16 protein-coding genes are annotated in these 14,056 nt (G+C 63.6%); 7 read left to right on the top strand and 9 right to left on the bottom strand.

Annotated features, from left to right (window positions below; all coding sequences use genetic code 11):
- Positions 1 to 51: 51 nt before the first annotated feature.
- Both FAS41_RS18505 and dapA read right to left on the bottom strand, forming a co-directional pair.
- Complete coding sequence (locus FAS41_RS18505) at positions 52 to 780, bottom strand: hypothetical protein (RefSeq protein ID WP_138524799.1); 729 nt, start codon at positions 778 to 780, stop codon at positions 52 to 54.
- A gap of 618 nt (positions 781 to 1,398) precedes the next feature.
- Positions 1,399 to 2,265 (bottom strand): 4-hydroxy-tetrahydrodipicolinate synthase, encoded by an 867-nt coding sequence (dapA, locus tag FAS41_RS18500; protein ID WP_138524797.1) that lies wholly within the window; start codon positions 2,263 to 2,265, stop codon positions 1,399 to 1,401.
- On the opposite strand from dapA, the gene FAS41_RS30870 reads away from it, so the two are divergent.
- The gene (locus tag FAS41_RS30870) at positions 2,264 to 2,533 is read left to right on the top strand and encodes a hypothetical protein (protein WP_171049509.1); all 270 of its coding nucleotides are present in this window, start codon (positions 2,264 to 2,266) and stop codon (positions 2,531 to 2,533) included. The two genes, dapA and FAS41_RS30870, sit on opposite strands and share 2 nt — an antisense overlap.
- Positions 2,534 to 2,581: 48 nt before the next feature.
- Here FAS41_RS30870 and epsC read toward each other — a convergent pair whose 3' ends face one another.
- On the bottom strand, positions 2,582 to 3,535 hold the full coding sequence (epsC, locus tag FAS41_RS18495; RefSeq protein WP_138524795.1) for a serine O-acetyltransferase EpsC: 954 nt from the start codon (positions 3,533 to 3,535) through the stop codon (positions 2,582 to 2,584).
- A gap of 380 nt (positions 3,536 to 3,915) precedes the next feature.
- Here epsC and ssuD point away from each other — a divergent pair, with 380 nt between their 5' ends.
- Positions 3,916 to 5,058 (top strand): FMNH2-dependent alkanesulfonate monooxygenase, encoded by a 1,143-nt coding sequence (gene ssuD, locus FAS41_RS18490; protein ID WP_138524793.1) that lies wholly within the window; start codon positions 3,916 to 3,918, stop codon positions 5,056 to 5,058.
- Positions 5,059 to 5,234: 176 nt separating this feature from the next.
- Here ssuD and FAS41_RS18485 read toward each other — a convergent pair whose 3' ends face one another.
- Positions 5,235 to 5,480, bottom strand: coding sequence for a hypothetical protein (locus tag FAS41_RS18485; protein ID WP_138524791.1), 246 nt, complete (start codon positions 5,478 to 5,480; stop codon positions 5,235 to 5,237).
- 94 nt (positions 5,481 to 5,574) lie between these two features.
- Positions 5,575 to 5,814, bottom strand: a complete 240-nt coding sequence (locus tag FAS41_RS18480) for a hypothetical protein (protein WP_138524789.1) — start codon at positions 5,812 to 5,814, stop codon at positions 5,575 to 5,577.
- A 173-nt stretch (positions 5,815 to 5,987) separates the two neighbouring features.
- Between FAS41_RS18480 and FAS41_RS18475 the strand changes: the two genes are divergently transcribed.
- Positions 5,988 to 6,248 carry a hypothetical protein gene (locus FAS41_RS18475; RefSeq protein WP_138524787.1) on the top strand — a complete coding sequence of 87 codons (261 nt, stop codon included), beginning with the start codon at positions 5,988 to 5,990 and terminating at the stop codon, positions 6,246 to 6,248.
- Between the two features lie 25 nt (positions 6,249 to 6,273).
- On the opposite strand, the gene FAS41_RS18470 is transcribed toward FAS41_RS18475, so the two are convergent.
- Entirely contained in the window at positions 6,274 to 6,498 is a 225-nt protein-coding gene (locus FAS41_RS18470) for a hypothetical protein (RefSeq protein WP_138524785.1), read from the bottom strand.
- A 334-nt stretch (positions 6,499 to 6,832) separates the two neighbouring features.
- Between FAS41_RS18470 and FAS41_RS18465 the strand changes: the two genes are divergently transcribed.
- Positions 6,833 to 7,000: a con-10 family general stress protein gene (locus FAS41_RS18465; protein ID WP_138215663.1), complete on the top strand. Its 168-nt coding sequence runs from the start codon at positions 6,833 to 6,835 to the stop codon at positions 6,998 to 7,000.
- A 144-nt stretch (positions 7,001 to 7,144) separates the two neighbouring features.
- Here the strand turns inward: FAS41_RS18465 and FAS41_RS30865 are convergent, their stop codons facing one another.
- On the bottom strand, positions 7,145 to 7,318 hold the full coding sequence (locus tag FAS41_RS30865; protein WP_171049508.1) for a hypothetical protein: 174 nt from the start codon (positions 7,316 to 7,318) through the stop codon (positions 7,145 to 7,147).
- 61 nt (positions 7,319 to 7,379) lie between these two features.
- Complete coding sequence (locus FAS41_RS18460; protein ID WP_138524783.1) at positions 7,380 to 7,772, bottom strand: response regulator; 393 nt, start codon at positions 7,770 to 7,772, stop codon at positions 7,380 to 7,382.
- 635 nt (positions 7,773 to 8,407) lie between these two features.
- Between FAS41_RS18460 and FAS41_RS18455 the strand changes: the two genes are divergently transcribed.
- On the top strand, positions 8,408 to 9,049 hold the full coding sequence (locus FAS41_RS18455) for a phosphoribosyltransferase (RefSeq protein WP_138524781.1): 642 nt from the start codon (positions 8,408 to 8,410) through the stop codon (positions 9,047 to 9,049).
- A 6-nt stretch (positions 9,050 to 9,055) separates the two neighbouring features.
- Here FAS41_RS18455 and FAS41_RS18450 read toward each other — a convergent pair whose 3' ends face one another.
- Entirely contained in the window at positions 9,056 to 10,096 is a 1,041-nt protein-coding gene (locus FAS41_RS18450) for a LacI family DNA-binding transcriptional regulator (protein WP_138524779.1), read from the bottom strand.
- A gap of 235 nt (positions 10,097 to 10,331) precedes the next feature.
- Between FAS41_RS18450 and FAS41_RS18445 the strand changes: the two genes are divergently transcribed.
- Positions 10,332 to 12,590 (top strand): TonB-dependent receptor, encoded by a 2,259-nt coding sequence (locus FAS41_RS18445; protein ID WP_138524777.1) that lies wholly within the window; start codon positions 10,332 to 10,334, stop codon positions 12,588 to 12,590.
- A gap of 97 nt (positions 12,591 to 12,687) precedes the next feature.
- On the top strand, positions 12,688 to 14,010 hold the full coding sequence (locus FAS41_RS18440) for an LLM class flavin-dependent oxidoreductase (protein WP_138524775.1): 1,323 nt from the start codon (positions 12,688 to 12,690) through the stop codon (positions 14,008 to 14,010).
- Positions 14,011 to 14,056: the final 46 nt, after the last annotated feature.

The following is a 14,056-nucleotide window of genomic DNA, read 5'->3' as shown; positions in this document are numbered from 1 at the left end:
CTAGAAAGGCAACTTCAGCAGATTCAAATACTTACGAGAGCACTGAGAGGGTTAGAGCTTCCAGATCGGGCCGTAGCTGCCAAAGCAGGCATTCGACAGCGCCTGTGGGCGAACGCCGTGGGTTTCGTACCCGCCGAACTCGTTTATTTCCAGGGTCAGCTGAGGGGTGAGCTCCTTGCCGCTTTTCAGCCGAACGCTGTCGAACACCCGCAGCTTCTTGCCGGTGTTGACCACGCTGGTTTCCATCCAGGCGTCGGGCGTGCTGGCTTCATCCAGGCGTGCCAGCAGAGCGTTGTAGAGCGGCAGGTAACGGCCATCCGGAGCCTTGCAGTCGATATTGATCCTCTTCACCAGGGCCTCGGCCTCGGCGGAGCTGAAATACAGGCGGCTGCCGAAATCGCGCTGCAGCCTGTCGACGTAGCTTCCCGGGCCGCCGCTCTCCACGGCAACCGTCGCCGGCTGCGGGGAAAGCTCCGCCAGGCAGGACTGCCGGCTTTTATAAAAGGTGTGAGAAACGCGAATACCCGTGGGCTTGTAGATCGCCGAAGTGATCAGCACGTCGCCATTGGCGCTCAGGTGCTCGCCATCGGGAATGTAATCGCCGCTGTTGCCCCAGACACCGTCCGGGAGGCCGTTCGGCCATTCGGTACAAGTGGCTGGCGAGGTATCGCGGCGGAGTTCGTAGAGGCGGCCCTGGAGAAAATCCATCTGGGGTTGGGCATGAGCTAGGAAGGAAGTCAGCGACAGGCAGGATGCGATGAGCAGTCGAGTCCGATTCAAGCAGTATCTCCAGGCAGACCATCCAGCACCGGGCGGCATGCACTCATGATAGCTGGTGACTGCACACAAATCGGTCGAAGTTCTCAGCGCCGCTTCGTGAAGGTTGCATTGCAGATCATTGCGCTGGAGACGAGCAAAGGCGCAGAAATTGAGACGCAGAAACTCTGAGAGCCAGGCCACCCAAAGAGGAGGTTGGAGATCACTGGCGGATCAACGGTGATCTGTAATTTAACATAATATACATTATGCGAAGTTATCTATACGAAGCACAGGATCGAGTGTCACAGAATCAACGCCGCCAGACTGGCTTTCTGTCGCCCCGACGCTCTTCACGTCGCCACGGGCTCTTATCTCGCCGCTACAAGAAATCTGATTCGGACTCGATAGCACATTTTCTTCAGCGGCTCCTGGGGCCCACCTGATGCACGAATTCTTCCTGGCGTTCTTCATCAAACGCAGCTCAGTGACTTGCTGCTGCGAGCAAGCCGCCGATGTACGCGAACTTCAGCGCGTGCGCGGCGATCTCTGCATCTGACTGTGTCCGATCGGCCGAGGACCTGGCATTCGCTGTGGAATCGTGGAAACACCAGTCGGTTCTCCAGCGAATGCCAGCGGCGCCTAGTGGGCCAAATCCGCCAATACGCTCTTCAGTCGCTCCAGGGTCGCCGGTGTGCAAGCCTGCATCGGCTCGCGTACCTCGTTGGTCATCCAGCCCTGCAAGGCCAGCGCGCCTTTCACCGCCGCCGGATTCGGCTCGGCGAAAGCGGCCTGCATCCAGGGCAAGAGGCGATAGAAAGTCCGGCGGGCGGCATTCACGGTGCCTTCTTCCATCTCCCGGAACAGCTGCACGTAGAGATCGGCGCGAATGTGGGATGACGCCGAGATTGCCCCGGCACCACCCAGGCAGAGGTTGGCGAATATCTGCAGGTCTTCCCCGGTGAGCACCGAGACTTGGCCATCAGCGATCAGCGCCATGGTGGTTTCTACATCGCCTGCACAATCCTTGATCGCTACGATGTTTGGATGGCGCACGATGCGGCGAAGTGTTTCGCGCTCGATGCGCACGCCGGTTCGGTAAGGAATGTCGTAGAGCACGACCGGGACGCTGGCGGTGTCGGCCACGGTACGGAAGAAGGCTTCCAGCCCTGCCTGGGATGGGCGGATGTAGTACGGCGCCGGTACCAGCACGCCAGCTAGCGGGCGGCGCTGGATATCGCGGAGGAAGGCCAGCAGCTCGCGCTGGTTGTTGCCCGCCAACCCCATGATCACCTGCTGCGCGGGCACCCACTGCAACACGGCATCGAGGACTGCGAGCTGCTCTTCATGGCTCAATGCGGCAGCCTCGCCTGTGGTGCCACAGACCACGAAACCAGCCACGCCCTGCTCCAGTAGCTGCGCTACCAGGCCCTGCAGCGCCGGGTAGTCCACCGCGCCATCACGAAAGGGAGTGACCAGCGCCACCCAGATCCCACGAAAATTCGACATGCAAAAACTCCTGTTGGCTGACCGTCGGGTCGCCGTCAGGAAGGGATGCGGGAATCAAGCGGGAGGGAGGTTCGACCTTGCGCCTTGTGTCCTGTCAGCCCATCTGACGGGACAGCGCCCCGGTCAAATGAGCGACTGTTTCTTCGATTTCTTGGCAACGACAACGCACGCGCCAGCCTGGGCAAGGAAGCCCGAAGCGGAGAGCGAGTGGTTGAAGATGGAAAACATGAAAGTGCCGTTGCGCGAAATGTCTGACGGATACTGCTGAACGAGCGAGGGAGCTGTCAACTCCCTCGCCCTACTTTGCGCGACTGGCTCAGTTCTTTCCGCAGCGACTCTCATCGTGCTGCAGGCTGGCCTGGCTCACCTGGCTGCCCGGCGGCACGCTGCGAGTGAGCCAGACGTTGCCGCCAATGGTCGAGCCCTTGCCGATGGTCACGCGACCGAGAATGGTGGCGCCGGCATAGATCACCACCTCGTCCTCGACGATCGGGTGGCGCGGTTCGCCCTTGTGCAACTGGCCGGTTTCGTCGGAGGTGAATCGCTTGGCGCCAAGGGTCACGGCCTGATAGATGCGCACCTGCCTGCCGATGATCGCGGTTTCTCCGATCACCACACCGGTGCCGTGGTCGATGAAGAAGCTGCTGCCGATCTGTGCACCCGGGTGGATGTCGATACCGGTCGCCGAGTGCGCCAGCTCCGAGATGATCCGTGCCAGCAGCGGCAGGCCTGCGTTGTACAGGTGGTGCGCCAGGCGATGGTGAATGATCGCCACCACCCCCGGGTAGCACAGCAGCACCTCGTCCACGCTGCGCGCGGCCGGGTCGCCCTGGTAGGCGGCGAGCACATCGGCGTCGAGCAGTTTGCGCATCTCCGGCAGCGCTCGGGCGAAATCGCGCACCAGCACCACGGCATGCTCATCGATCCGACTATCAACCACATCTCCCCGCTGCCGCGCGCTATAGCGCAGCTCCAGGCGGGCCTGTACCAGCAGCGCATTCAGTGCGGCGTCGAGGGTGTGGCCGACGAAGAAATCCTCGCTTTCTTCGCGCAGATCATTCGGGCCCAGACGCATGGGGAACAATGCGCTTGCCAGGCGCTCCACCACTTCTTCGATGGACTGGCGCGAAGGCAGCTCACGGCCGCCCTGCTCCGGGTGGCGGCCCGTGCGGCTGCGCCATTCGTTGCGTGCGCCACGCAGGTCCTCGACGATCTGTGCCAGTTGCCAGTTCACCGGGCCATTCTCGTGCAGTCGGTTGGCGTCGTTCATCGCTTTCTGTGTTCCTTGATCCACGGGGGCTTTCAATCACGTTTGCCTATCCTGATCGGTCGGGCCGCGCAGGACAAATCGCCGGAAGGCATAACCTAATGCCTTTTTCGTAGTACGCAGTGTCTCCCCAGCAACAGTCAATCAACAGTGATGTTGCTACAGCAACACCGCCTTGCTTTCAGAGGCGCGAGAACTGTGCCCTCTCGCCCTGGCACAGGCCTTGCTGCCATGCAGTGCCCGCCATGCAGCCGCCCTCCTCTTCTCTGCCTGATCAAGCGAACCGACAACGACGGCTGCCGGGCCTGAATTCCAATGAAGACTTGCCACGCGTGCACCGACGGGGCGACGCCCCATTTCGACGATGGCAACGAGGACATCCCATGAGTCTCGATATTTTCTGGTTCCTGCCGACTTCCGGCGACACCCGCTACCTGGGTCATTCCAGTAGCGGACGCCCGGCCACCAACGAATACATGCGGCAGATCGCCGTGGCCGCCGACCAACTCGGCTATGACGGCCTGCTGATTCCCACCGGCAGCAGTTGCCTCGATCCCTGGGTGACTGCGGCCAGCCTGGTGCCGGTCACTCAGCGCATCAAATTGCTCGTCGCTCTGCGCACCTCGCTGGGCAACCCTACCGCTTCGGCGCGCCAAGCCGCGACCCTTGATCAGGCCAGCGGTGGCCGCCTGCTGCTCAATGTCGTACCCGGCGGCGACAGCACTGAGCTGGAGGCTGACGGTGTTTTCCTCAGTCATGACGAGCGTTACGCCGCATCCGACGAGTTCCTGACCATCTGGCGTCGCCTGCTGTCAGGTGAAACCGTGGACTTCGTCGGCAAACATCTGAAGGTCAACGGCGCACAGAACTTCTTCCCGCCCGTGCAGAAGCCTTACCCGCCGCTGTACTTCGGCGGTTCTTCCGCCGCCGCCCACGATCTGGCCGCCAAGCATGTGGATGCCTACCTGACCTGGGGCGAGCCGCCCGCTGCCGTGGCCGCAAAGATCGCCGACGTACGCGAACGCGCTGCGCGCCTCGGGCGCACGGTGCGTTTCGGCGTGCGCCTGCACGTGATAGTCCGCGAGACCAACGAGAAAGCCTGGGCGGCTGCGGATGAGCTGATCAGCCACCTGGACGACGCCACCATCGTCGCCGCGCAGTCCAACTACGCGAAGATGGATTCGGTCGGCCAGCAGCGCATGGCCGCGCTGCACGGCGGCGATCGCAACAAGCTGGAAGTGGCGCCCAATCTCTGGGCCGGTGTCGGCCTGGTGCGCGGCGGTGCCGGCACTGCGCTGGTGGGGGATCCGGAAACCGTTGCCGCGCGGCTGCTGGAGTATGCCGCACTGGGTGTCGACAGCTTTGTGCTTTCAGGCTATCCACATCTGGAGGAGGCCTATCGCTTTGCTGAACTGGTGTTCCCGCTGCTGCCCGGCAAGGGGCGCGTGACGGTGGACGGTGTGCTCACGGGCGGTGCCTTCGACGTGCGCGCCGGGCGTGAAAAAGCCCCGGGCGCTGCTGCCTGAGGCGCAATCCAGAACGCTCGGCCGATGGCCGGCATTTGCCCCTGAGTGATCAGGGGCAATCCTTCTCCCAGCCAGTTCTGCCGGTCGGCTCTACCAAGGTCGAGTCGTGGCTGAGCACCTGCGGCATCACCATCAGTGACGTACGCCTCGCCTCCACACAGGCCTGAGGCAGCTTCCTAATCGCCAGCGCCTACTGCACGAAAGGAAACGTCCTGCACGTTGTGCGCCTCCACGTTGCGCCGAATGGTGTGGTAGCGCTTCTGGTAGCCGCGCAGATCGTGGGTCGGGATATGCAGATGGCGCGCTACATGGCTCCACGCCCGCGCCTCGCTCATGGACTCGTCTTCGGCTTCGAATTCGAATTCCCGTCCATCTCTCACAAAGCTGACGTGGTAACGCTTTGTCAGGGATTCGTCCCACATGACGCCTCCAGGTTTCTGGCTGTATTTCAAGCACTGACAGGACGTCGGCGTCGGCGGTTCAAAGAGAATGATGGCCAGGCCATCGGCAAGCGGTTCAGTCCATCACGACCAGGGAGAGTGTGCCGCCTCCAGCGGATGCATGGTGCAGGACGACGTCGATCCGGTGGGCGGCATGAAGCAGGGTTTCCGCGTCGTGCTCCAGCAACTGCGCGGCCGCCATCAGTGCCGTTGCAGTATCCGGCGTGCAAGCCTTGAGTGCAGCTTCACGCAGCACCTGGACAACGCAGGTGTCGTTGAAAGCCGAGACCATCAGCACCTTTCGCAGTCGTTCCACTTCAGCCTCCATTGCTTCTTGTGGGTGTGCATTGCAGGAATAGCCCGGTTTTTTCTTCCCTACCCCGCCAGCCGACGATTGGCGGGGCCTGCAATAATCACTATGATAGGTAACGCGTTACCAAAAAGACGCCAGCATTGCAGTAACGCGTTACTAGTTCGACAGGAGCCAGGATGAAAGACGCCAAGGACAAAGCCACGCTCGATGCCTTCGAAGCGCCGCGCAAAGGCCGCCCCCGCAAGGAAGGCGCCATGACCAACGCGGAGAAACAGGCCGCGTACCGCAAGCGCCGGGCGGAGGCCGGTGGCGGCGCGGTGATGCTCAATAACGAGGAAATCTGGCTGATCTGCCATGCCCTGGATGGCAAGGTTTGGGAGGCGGACAGCGAACAGCGTCAGAAGCTCATCGCCCGGCTGCGCAAACGAGTCGTCTGAAGCTCCTTACATCAAATCAAGCTCCCTACATCAAACCGCAGATCAGTTCCATGCCAAGGTCTCTCACCTGGCGATCGGTGCGCAGTTCATTCCCGTGAATGCCGATCACGTTGGTTCGCGGCGTGGAGGTATAGCGGCTCTGCAGGCTGATCAGGTAACGGCCGTCTTCCTGGCGGTCGCAGGTGAAGTCGAACAGTGGGTAGCTCCGGTGAAGGAGTTCTGCGACGTCATGGCAGCTTGGCGGATTCATCGGGTTCTCCTGCGTTGCTGCGTCCATCCTGCGCCGCTGCGCTGCGAATGGAACCGCGGCCATAGGCCACTACCGACTTCGCCGACTTCGCCCCGCCACTGCAAAGGTCAACGATTTGAGCAGCTTGAAATCAGCGCAACGGCGTTTCTCCAGGTTCGCCAATAAAAGAACCCGGACCGACGGCAGGACTTTACATATAACGACTTTTCGTCGAAGCGATGACGGATCGTTCTGAAAAAGAGTCGAACACCGCTACTCGATATGTTTCGGATGAAGGGAATGCCCGGCATTCAGTTATTCATTTCTCACGGACATTTCCCAAGGAGTAGTTCCCATGGCCGAACATAGAGGCGGTAAAGGCAACTTTGCAGAAGACCCCCAGCGTGCTTCCGAAGCCGGCAGGAAAGGCGGCCAGCACAGCGGCGGTAACTTCAAGAATGATCCGGCGCGCGCATCCGACGCGGGCCGCAAGGGAGGTCAGCGCAGCCACGGCGGCCACTGACCCCGAGCTGGAGAGGCGCTCCGGCGCTCGCCAGCTCACCGCAAACCGTTATTTCCCCCGCAAACGGCGCCGAAGGATCGGCGCCGTTTTTCCTTGGCCACTTTCATGGGCATTGTTTCGTGAAGCAAAGGCGGCGACGCCCCATCACTGGGTGCAGAGCACCTCGCTCACCTGGATATCCGAGCGCGAATCGCGCCCGACCGGGCCGTGCAGCGCGCGGACGAACCGCTGCGCCTGCTCGCGACTCAAACTCTCCTGTCGCAGCACAGTGCTCATGGGCTGGCCATTGCGGCTGTAGCGGATCAGGTACGCGTGCATGGTGCTTCCTCCCCGTGAAGGCGACCGTTCCGTTGATCGGATGGCCTTTGTGCGCAGGAGTCTAGTTCAGCAGCCAGGGTTGTACGGGCGGACTGAGCAGCGTGCGCTGAATGGCGCCCTCCAGGTCGGCGAAGTCCGCCGACTTGGGGTGCACGGGATAAGGTGCGCCCTCCTCACCTTTCTCCGCCCAGGGTGAGAGCACCAGCACGCGCATGCGCGGGCGTAGCGGCAAACAGGCTTCGATCAGGGCTGCGCCAGTCAATGGCCCGGTGAGTTGCTCATCGATGAGGAACAGGTCGATGACCGAGGATGAAGTCAGGTGTTCGATGGCCTCTTGCTCGCTGAGGGCGCTGAGCACCGCATGCCCCTGGCCGAGCAGATGGTCTTCCAGGCGTTGCAGTTGTTCGGGTGTTTCCTCGAGGACCAAGACCATCTTGCTGTCGAATGCTTGCATGTTGCGCCTCTCCCTTTTCGAGTGTGGGCTTATCGAGACGGTCGTGCAGCAAGTTCCACGCCTGTTTTCTGCTGACGGCCAGAGTCTCGTCGCAGAGCCATTGGCGATCCCGAAGATCGCACGGTGCCAGCAGCAGAATGCCCGAATACGAGATGGGTTCGATGCACAATGCCCGATGCAGTGGCCGCGCAGCGGCTGGACCCGGCCCCATATGCCGTCAACCGGAACGGCCTATCGCCACAAGTTGCTTGGTGCGACTGCCCAGCCTGTTAGGGTAAGGACACTTCACGGATTTTCCCCTGGCCCCTCCGACGGGGCCTTCTTTTTGCCCTGCCCAGACACTCTCCGTGCCCTCGCTCTGGCGCTCTGTACTGAGCTAGTCCAGTGACAGTGCGTACCGATGTTCAACCTGGTGCCGACGACCGTTCACACGCAATACCTGAACCTTCGATAGGGTTGCGACTCACAGCCCACGGCAGGCCTGCGCGCGCCCGATTGATCCGGGCCAGGCGGGTGCAATCGCTTTCCGGCAGGTCGCGGGCGCTGCAAGGTCCGTCTAACCTCCAAGCGAAAACGCATCCGCGAGCGGCCACTGACCCTGGACACGCTGCTGTGACTCGCGAAAGGAGACTCAGATGCCTTCAGTGCAATACACCAACCGCCGGCATGCCGGCGTGGCGCTGGCGATGGTCCTGCGTGACATGCCTTTGGAGAATCCGCTGGTTCTCGCCCTGCCCCGTGGCGGCGTGCCGGTCGGCAAGGAAATTGCCCGCGCCCTCGGCGCCCCGCTGGATGTGCTGCTGGTGCGCAAGATCGGCGCGCCGGGCAATGAGGAATTCGCCGTCGGCGCCATTGTCGACGGCCCAGAACCGAACTGGGTGGTGGACGAGCAGATGCTCGAGCGCTTCGACCCCGCGCCGGAGTGGTTCGAGCAGCAGGTGCTGGAGCAGATCCGCGAACTGGAGCGGCGCCGGGTGCTCTATCGCGGCGTGAAGGCTCCGGCGCAACTGGAAGACCGCGACCTGATCGTGGTCGACGACGGCCTGGCTACCGGCAGCAGCATGCGCGCCGCGCTCAAGTGCCTGCGCGAGCACCATCCGCACAGGGTGGTGCTCGCTGTGCCAGTGGGCCCGGCGGAAACCGTGGAGAAGCTGCGCGATGAGGTGGATGCGCTGGTCTGCCTGGATACCCCGTCGCCGTTCCGTGCGGTGGGTGATCATTACCGCGACTTTCGCCCGCTCAGCGACCAGGAAGTGATTGACCTGCTGGCCAAGTAGCCGCTATCAGCCGCTCTCCCGCTCCAGCACCCGGCAACTGAGCAGATTCAGCCGCTCCATCGGGCCTTCCAGCGGCGCCACGCCAATAGACTGCAGCACTCGCAGCGCGGCGATCTCGCCGATTTCGCGGGCCGGTGGCTTGATGGTCGACAGGCTCGGCAACAGCATCGGCGCGAAGGGATAGTCGCCGAAGCCCAGCACCGCGCAATCTTCGGGAATCTTCAGCCCGGCGCGCTGGCCGGCCAGCAGGCCGCCAGCGGCAAGGTTGTCGTTGGCGAAGATGATCGCCTCCGGCCGCTGCGCTCCTCTTGCCATCAGCGCTTCCATGGCCTGGCGTCCGGCTTCGAAGGGCGCGCTCTCGGTGGGCACGAACATCCAGGGCTCGCCACCCAGCTCGCGCAGGGTATCGGCGTAGCCATCTCGGCGGTCCAGCGCACTGAAGTCTCCGGGCGCGCTGTTCTGCACGAACGCTATGCGCCGGTAGCCCTTGGCGTGCAGGTGACGCACCGCCTCCACGCCGACCTGATAGTGCGAGAAGCCGACTTGGATCGGCGCGCGTTCGGGTTGGTAATCCCAAACCTCCACCACCGGCATATCCGCGCCAGCGATCAGTTTCTCGGTGGCCGAGGTATGAAAGTGGCTGGTGAGCACCAGTGCCGCCGGGTTCCAGCCAAGGAAGGCGCGCACGGCGCTTTCTTCCTTGTCTTCGGAGAAATAGCTGGAGGCCAGCAGCAGTTGGTACCCGTGGGCGGCCAAGGTGTCACTGAAGGCCTGGATAGTGTCGGCGAAAATTGGCCCGGAAATGTTCGGCACCACCATCCCCACTACCCTGCCCCGCGCCGAAGCCAGCCCACCGGCTACCTGGTTGGGCACGTAGCCCAGCTCCTCCACCGCCGCGCCAATGCGCTCGCGCAGGTCGTCCGACAGCTGCGCCGGTTGATTGAAGTAGCGCGACACGCTGATGGCAGAAACGCCAGCGCGTTCGGCGACTGCGGTCAGCGTCACGCGTCCTGCGCCACGGCGCTTGCGAGGGGTCTGGCTGGCCAACACGACTCTCCTGCTGCTGAGTGATGGAATGTCAACTTAGGAATATAAACGTAATTTTTAATTATTTGACGATCTATCAGGCGATTCAGGATACTCGCCGATGTTAGCGCTAACAACACAAACTGTCCGCAACGATCCAGCCACTCGCACGAGCGAGCGCTCGTGACAGTCCCGCAGAAAAAAGTCGCCCCGGCAAAAGAGCACCGAGGGCGGACCAGGGTACGAAGGAGTGGCTATGCAATCGCAACATCGGGGGACGCTCGGCCGTCCGCAATTCACCGGCCGGCGCAGTGCGTTGGCCCTGGGTATCGCCAGCGTGATCGGGGCACTGGCCTGCAGCGTGCAGGCCGCCGAAACCACCAGCAGCGACACCCAGTCCGCTGACTCGGCACCAACGCTCAAGGCAGTGACCGTCACCGCCACCCGCCGTGAGGAATCGCTGCAGAAGGTGCCGGTGGCCGTTTCCGTGGTCGACGGTGAGCAGCTGGAGCGCGACAACCGCAACAGCGTATCGAGCATCGTCCAGCAGGTGCCGAGCCTGAACTTTCGTACCGGTGCCTCGAACAAGGACACCTCGCTGTTCGTTCGCGGCGTAGGGACTATCTCCACTTCCCCCGGCGTCGAGCCGAGCGTGTCGACGGTCATCGACGGCGTGGTGCTCGGCCGTCCCGGGCAGGCGACCCTGGACCTGCTCGACGTCGAGCGCATCGAAGTGCTGCGCGGCCCGCAGGGCACGCTGTTCGGCAAGAACGCCTCGGCCGGCGTGCTCAACGTGGTGACCCGCGAAGTGCCGGACGAAACCACCGGCTACATCGACTATTCGCACTTCGGTGGCGGCAACGAGAACCGTACCCGCTTCGGCATCGGCGGCACGCTGATCCCCGGCAAGCTCAAGGCCAGCGTCACTACGTTGCTGGGCAGCTACGACGGCAATGTCGACAACGTCTACAACGGCCACGAAGTGAACGGCTACAACCGTGCCGGCGCACGCACCAAGTTCGAGATCACGCCCAACGACGACCTCAAGGTCACGCTGATCGCCGACTACATGAAGGGCAACGACGACGGCCCCAGCGGCGTCATCACCAGCACCACCAGCCCGGCTTTCGCCAACGCCCTGCGCCCGGTGACGCCGGACAGCGACAACCGCAAGATCAACAGCGACTACCGCACCCACGTCGACGACACCAACAAGGGGCTGTCGGCGCAACTGGACTGGAACCTGGGCGACTACACCCTGACCTCCATCAGCGCCTGGCGCGGCTGGGACAACACCCAGTGGCAGGATGGCGACCGCCTGTCGCAGGTCACCGCGAGCATCCCCAGCTCCCACGACAAGGGCGAGCTGAACTACGACCAGTACTCCCAGGAACTGCGCCTCGCCTCGCCCAAGGGCGAATTCCTCGAATACGTCGGTGGCCTGTACTACATGCACGCCGTGGACGACGAGACCTACCGCCGCGTGGTGACCTCCACGACTGCGCAGAACACCGGCGTGGCCGACTACAGCACGCGCAGCGATACCTACGCGGTGTTCGGCGAGAGCACGCTGAACTTCACCGAGGATTTCCGTGGTATCGCCGGCCTGCGCTACACCCACGACGACCTGGAGTACGACCACCGCCGCCGTTCCACTTCGGCTACGGCGGTGACCGGCATCCAGCCCTCCACTTCCAGCTCCGGCTCCACCGATGAGGACGGCTGGTCCGGCCGTCTGGGCCTGCAGTACGACCTCAGCGAGCAGCTCACCAGCTACGTCACCTACTCGCGCGGCTACAAGGGCCCGGCGTACAACGTATTCTTCAACATGCAGCCGCGCGACACTGAGGCACTCAAGCCGGAGACTTCCAACTCCTGGGAAGCCGGGCTGAAAGCCACCGCACTGGATAACCGCCTGACCGCCAACCTCGCGGTCTTCCACACGGTCTACGACAACTATCAGGCGAACTTCTACGACACAGTCGCAGGCCAGGTGGTGACTCGTCTGATCAACGCCGGCAAGGTGAAGACCGAAGGCGCCGAGCTGGACTTCAGCTACCAGGCCACGCACCAGCTCAAGTTCTCCGGCGCCCTCGCCTACACCAAGGCCCGCGTGGACAGCTTCGCCTGCCCGGCTGGCGCGGCGTCCAGCTGCAACGTCGACGGCAAGCCGCTGCCCTTTACCCCGGACTGGAAGAGCTACGTGCGCGCCGACTACAGCATCCCGCTGGACAGCGGCCTGGATGTGGAGCTGGGCACCGACTACAGCTGGCAGGACAAGGTGCAGTACGACCTCAGCCAGAACCCCGACACCATCCAGGGCGCCTACGGCCTGTGGAACGCCAGCATCGCCCTGGCCGACTACAACGACGGCTGGCGTGTCGCCCTGCTGGGCAAGAACCTCACCGACAAGTCCTACTCGCCCCTGCTGGCCAGCGGCGGCAGCTACATCTACCGCATGGTGCCGCGCGACGACGGTCGCTACTTCGGCGTAGAGCTGCGCAAGGACTTCTGATCGCGAGCAATACGCGGCGTCGGCTCGCCCCGGCGCCGTCCATGAGATCGAACCCGCAGCCTTGCGTCCTCCCCAACGGACACACAGGACAACCGAAATGACACGCACCCTTTCCCTTGGCGCCTTCATCATGGCCACCGGTCACCACGTCTCGGCGTGGCGCCACCCGGATGTACCGGCCAACGGCGGCCTCGACTTCCCTCTCTACAAGCGCCTGGCGCAAGTAGCCGAGGCCGCGAAGTTCGACGCCGTCTTCGTTGCCGACAGCGTGGCCGCGCCCACGGCCGAAATCGCCAGCCGCATGGCGCGCTCCGACCACTTCGAGCCGCTGACGCTGCTCTCGGCGCTGGCGGCGGTGACCGAACGCATCGGCCTGGTGGGCACCGTGACCACCAGCTACAACGAGCCGTACCACGTGGCGCGCAAGTTCGCCTCGCTCGATCACCTGTCCGGTGGACGTGCCGGCTGGAACCTGGTGACCTCCGACGCCGCTGCCGAAGCGCTGAACTTCAACCGTCAGGAACACTTCGGCCACGCCGAGCGCTATGCCCGCGCACGGGAGTTCCACCAGGTGGTCACCGGCCTGTGGGACAGCTGGGAAGACGACGCCTTCACCCGTGACAAGGCCAGCGGCCAGTACTACGACCCGGCCAAGCTGCATGTGCTGAACCACGAGGGCGAGCACTTCCGCGTGCAGGGGCCACTCAACGTGGCGCGCCCGCCCCAGGGACGCCCGGTGATCGTCCAGGCCGGCAGCTCCGAAACCGGCCGCGAGCTGGCCGCGCAGACCGCCGAGGTGGTGTTCACCGCGCAGACTTCACTGGCCGCCGCGCGCGACTTCTACAACGACCTGAAAGGTCGCTTGCCACGCTTCGGCCGCAGCGCGGATGACCTGCGCATCATGCCCGGCGTGTTCGTGGTGATCGGCCAGAGCCAGGCCGAGGCGCAGGAGAAATTCGAGGCATTCCAGGAGCTGGTGGAACCGCAGGTTGGCGTTGCGCTGCTGTCGCGCATGCTCGGCAACTTCGACCTCTCCGCCTACCCGCTGGACGGCCCGCTGCCCGAACTGCCGCTCACCGACAGTGGCCAGCGCAGCCGCCAGTTGCTGCTCACCGAACTGGCCGGGCGCGAGAACCTGACCCTTGCCCAGTTGGGCCGGCGCATCGCTGGCGGACGCGGGCACTACAGCCTGATCGGCACGCCGACACAGATCGCCGACGAGCTCCAGGCCTGGTTCGAAGGCGGCGCCGCCGACGGCTTCAACGTGCTGGTGCCGCACCTGCCCGGCGGCCTGGAGGATGTGGCCAATCACGTCGTCCCCGAGCTGCAGCGACGCGGACTGTTCCGCCGCGACTACAGCGGCAGCACCCTGCGTGACCACCTCGGGCTGAAGCGCCCGGCCAACCGCTACACGATCTGACGATCCGCGGGCCGTCCCCACTGCGGCCCTTCTACCCAGGAGCCTC

Source organism: Pseudomonas nicosulfuronedens, from assembly GCF_005877905.1.
In the GTDB taxonomy this organism is placed as follows: Bacteria; Pseudomonadota; Gammaproteobacteria; order Pseudomonadales; family Pseudomonadaceae; genus Pseudomonas; species Pseudomonas nicosulfuronedens.
The sequence above is the reverse complement of the archived record's forward strand: the minus strand, read 5'-3'. Positions and strand labels throughout refer to the sequence as shown.

Bases quoted from the DNA above. Each gene is read 5' to 3' on its own strand.
- FAS41_RS30870 (WP_171049509.1), top strand. From the start codon at position 2,264: ATGCAAAAACTCCTGTTGGCTGACCGTCGGGTCGCCGTCAGGAAGGGA.
- dapA (WP_138524797.1), bottom strand. From the start codon at position 2,265: ATGTCGAATTTTCGTGGGATCTGGGTGGCGCTGGTCACTCCCTTTCGT.
- epsC (WP_138524795.1), bottom strand. From the start codon at position 3,535: ATGAACGACGCCAACCGACTGCACGAGAATGGCCCGGTGAACTGGCAA.
- ssuD (WP_138524793.1), top strand. From the start codon at position 3,916: ATGAGTCTCGATATTTTCTGGTTCCTGCCGACTTCCGGCGACACCCGC.
- FAS41_RS18485 (WP_138524791.1), bottom strand. From the start codon at position 5,480: ATGTGGGACGAATCCCTGACAAAGCGTTACCACGTCAGCTTTGTGAGA.
- FAS41_RS18475 (WP_138524787.1), top strand. From the start codon at position 5,988: ATGAAAGACGCCAAGGACAAAGCCACGCTCGATGCCTTCGAAGCGCCG.
- FAS41_RS18470 (WP_138524785.1), bottom strand. From the start codon at position 6,498: ATGAATCCGCCAAGCTGCCATGACGTCGCAGAACTCCTTCACCGGAGC.
- FAS41_RS18465 (WP_138215663.1), top strand. From the start codon at position 6,833: ATGGCCGAACATAGAGGCGGTAAAGGCAACTTTGCAGAAGACCCCCAG.
- FAS41_RS30865 (WP_171049508.1), bottom strand. From the start codon at position 7,318: ATGCACGCGTACCTGATCCGCTACAGCCGCAATGGCCAGCCCATGAGC.
- FAS41_RS18460 (WP_138524783.1), bottom strand. From the start codon at position 7,772: ATGCAAGCATTCGACAGCAAGATGGTCTTGGTCCTCGAGGAAACACCC.
- FAS41_RS18455 (WP_138524781.1), top strand. From the start codon at position 8,408: ATGCCTTCAGTGCAATACACCAACCGCCGGCATGCCGGCGTGGCGCTG.
- FAS41_RS18445 (WP_138524777.1), top strand. From the start codon at position 10,332: ATGCAATCGCAACATCGGGGGACGCTCGGCCGTCCGCAATTCACCGGC.
- FAS41_RS18440 (WP_138524775.1), top strand. From the start codon at position 12,688: ATGACACGCACCCTTTCCCTTGGCGCCTTCATCATGGCCACCGGTCAC.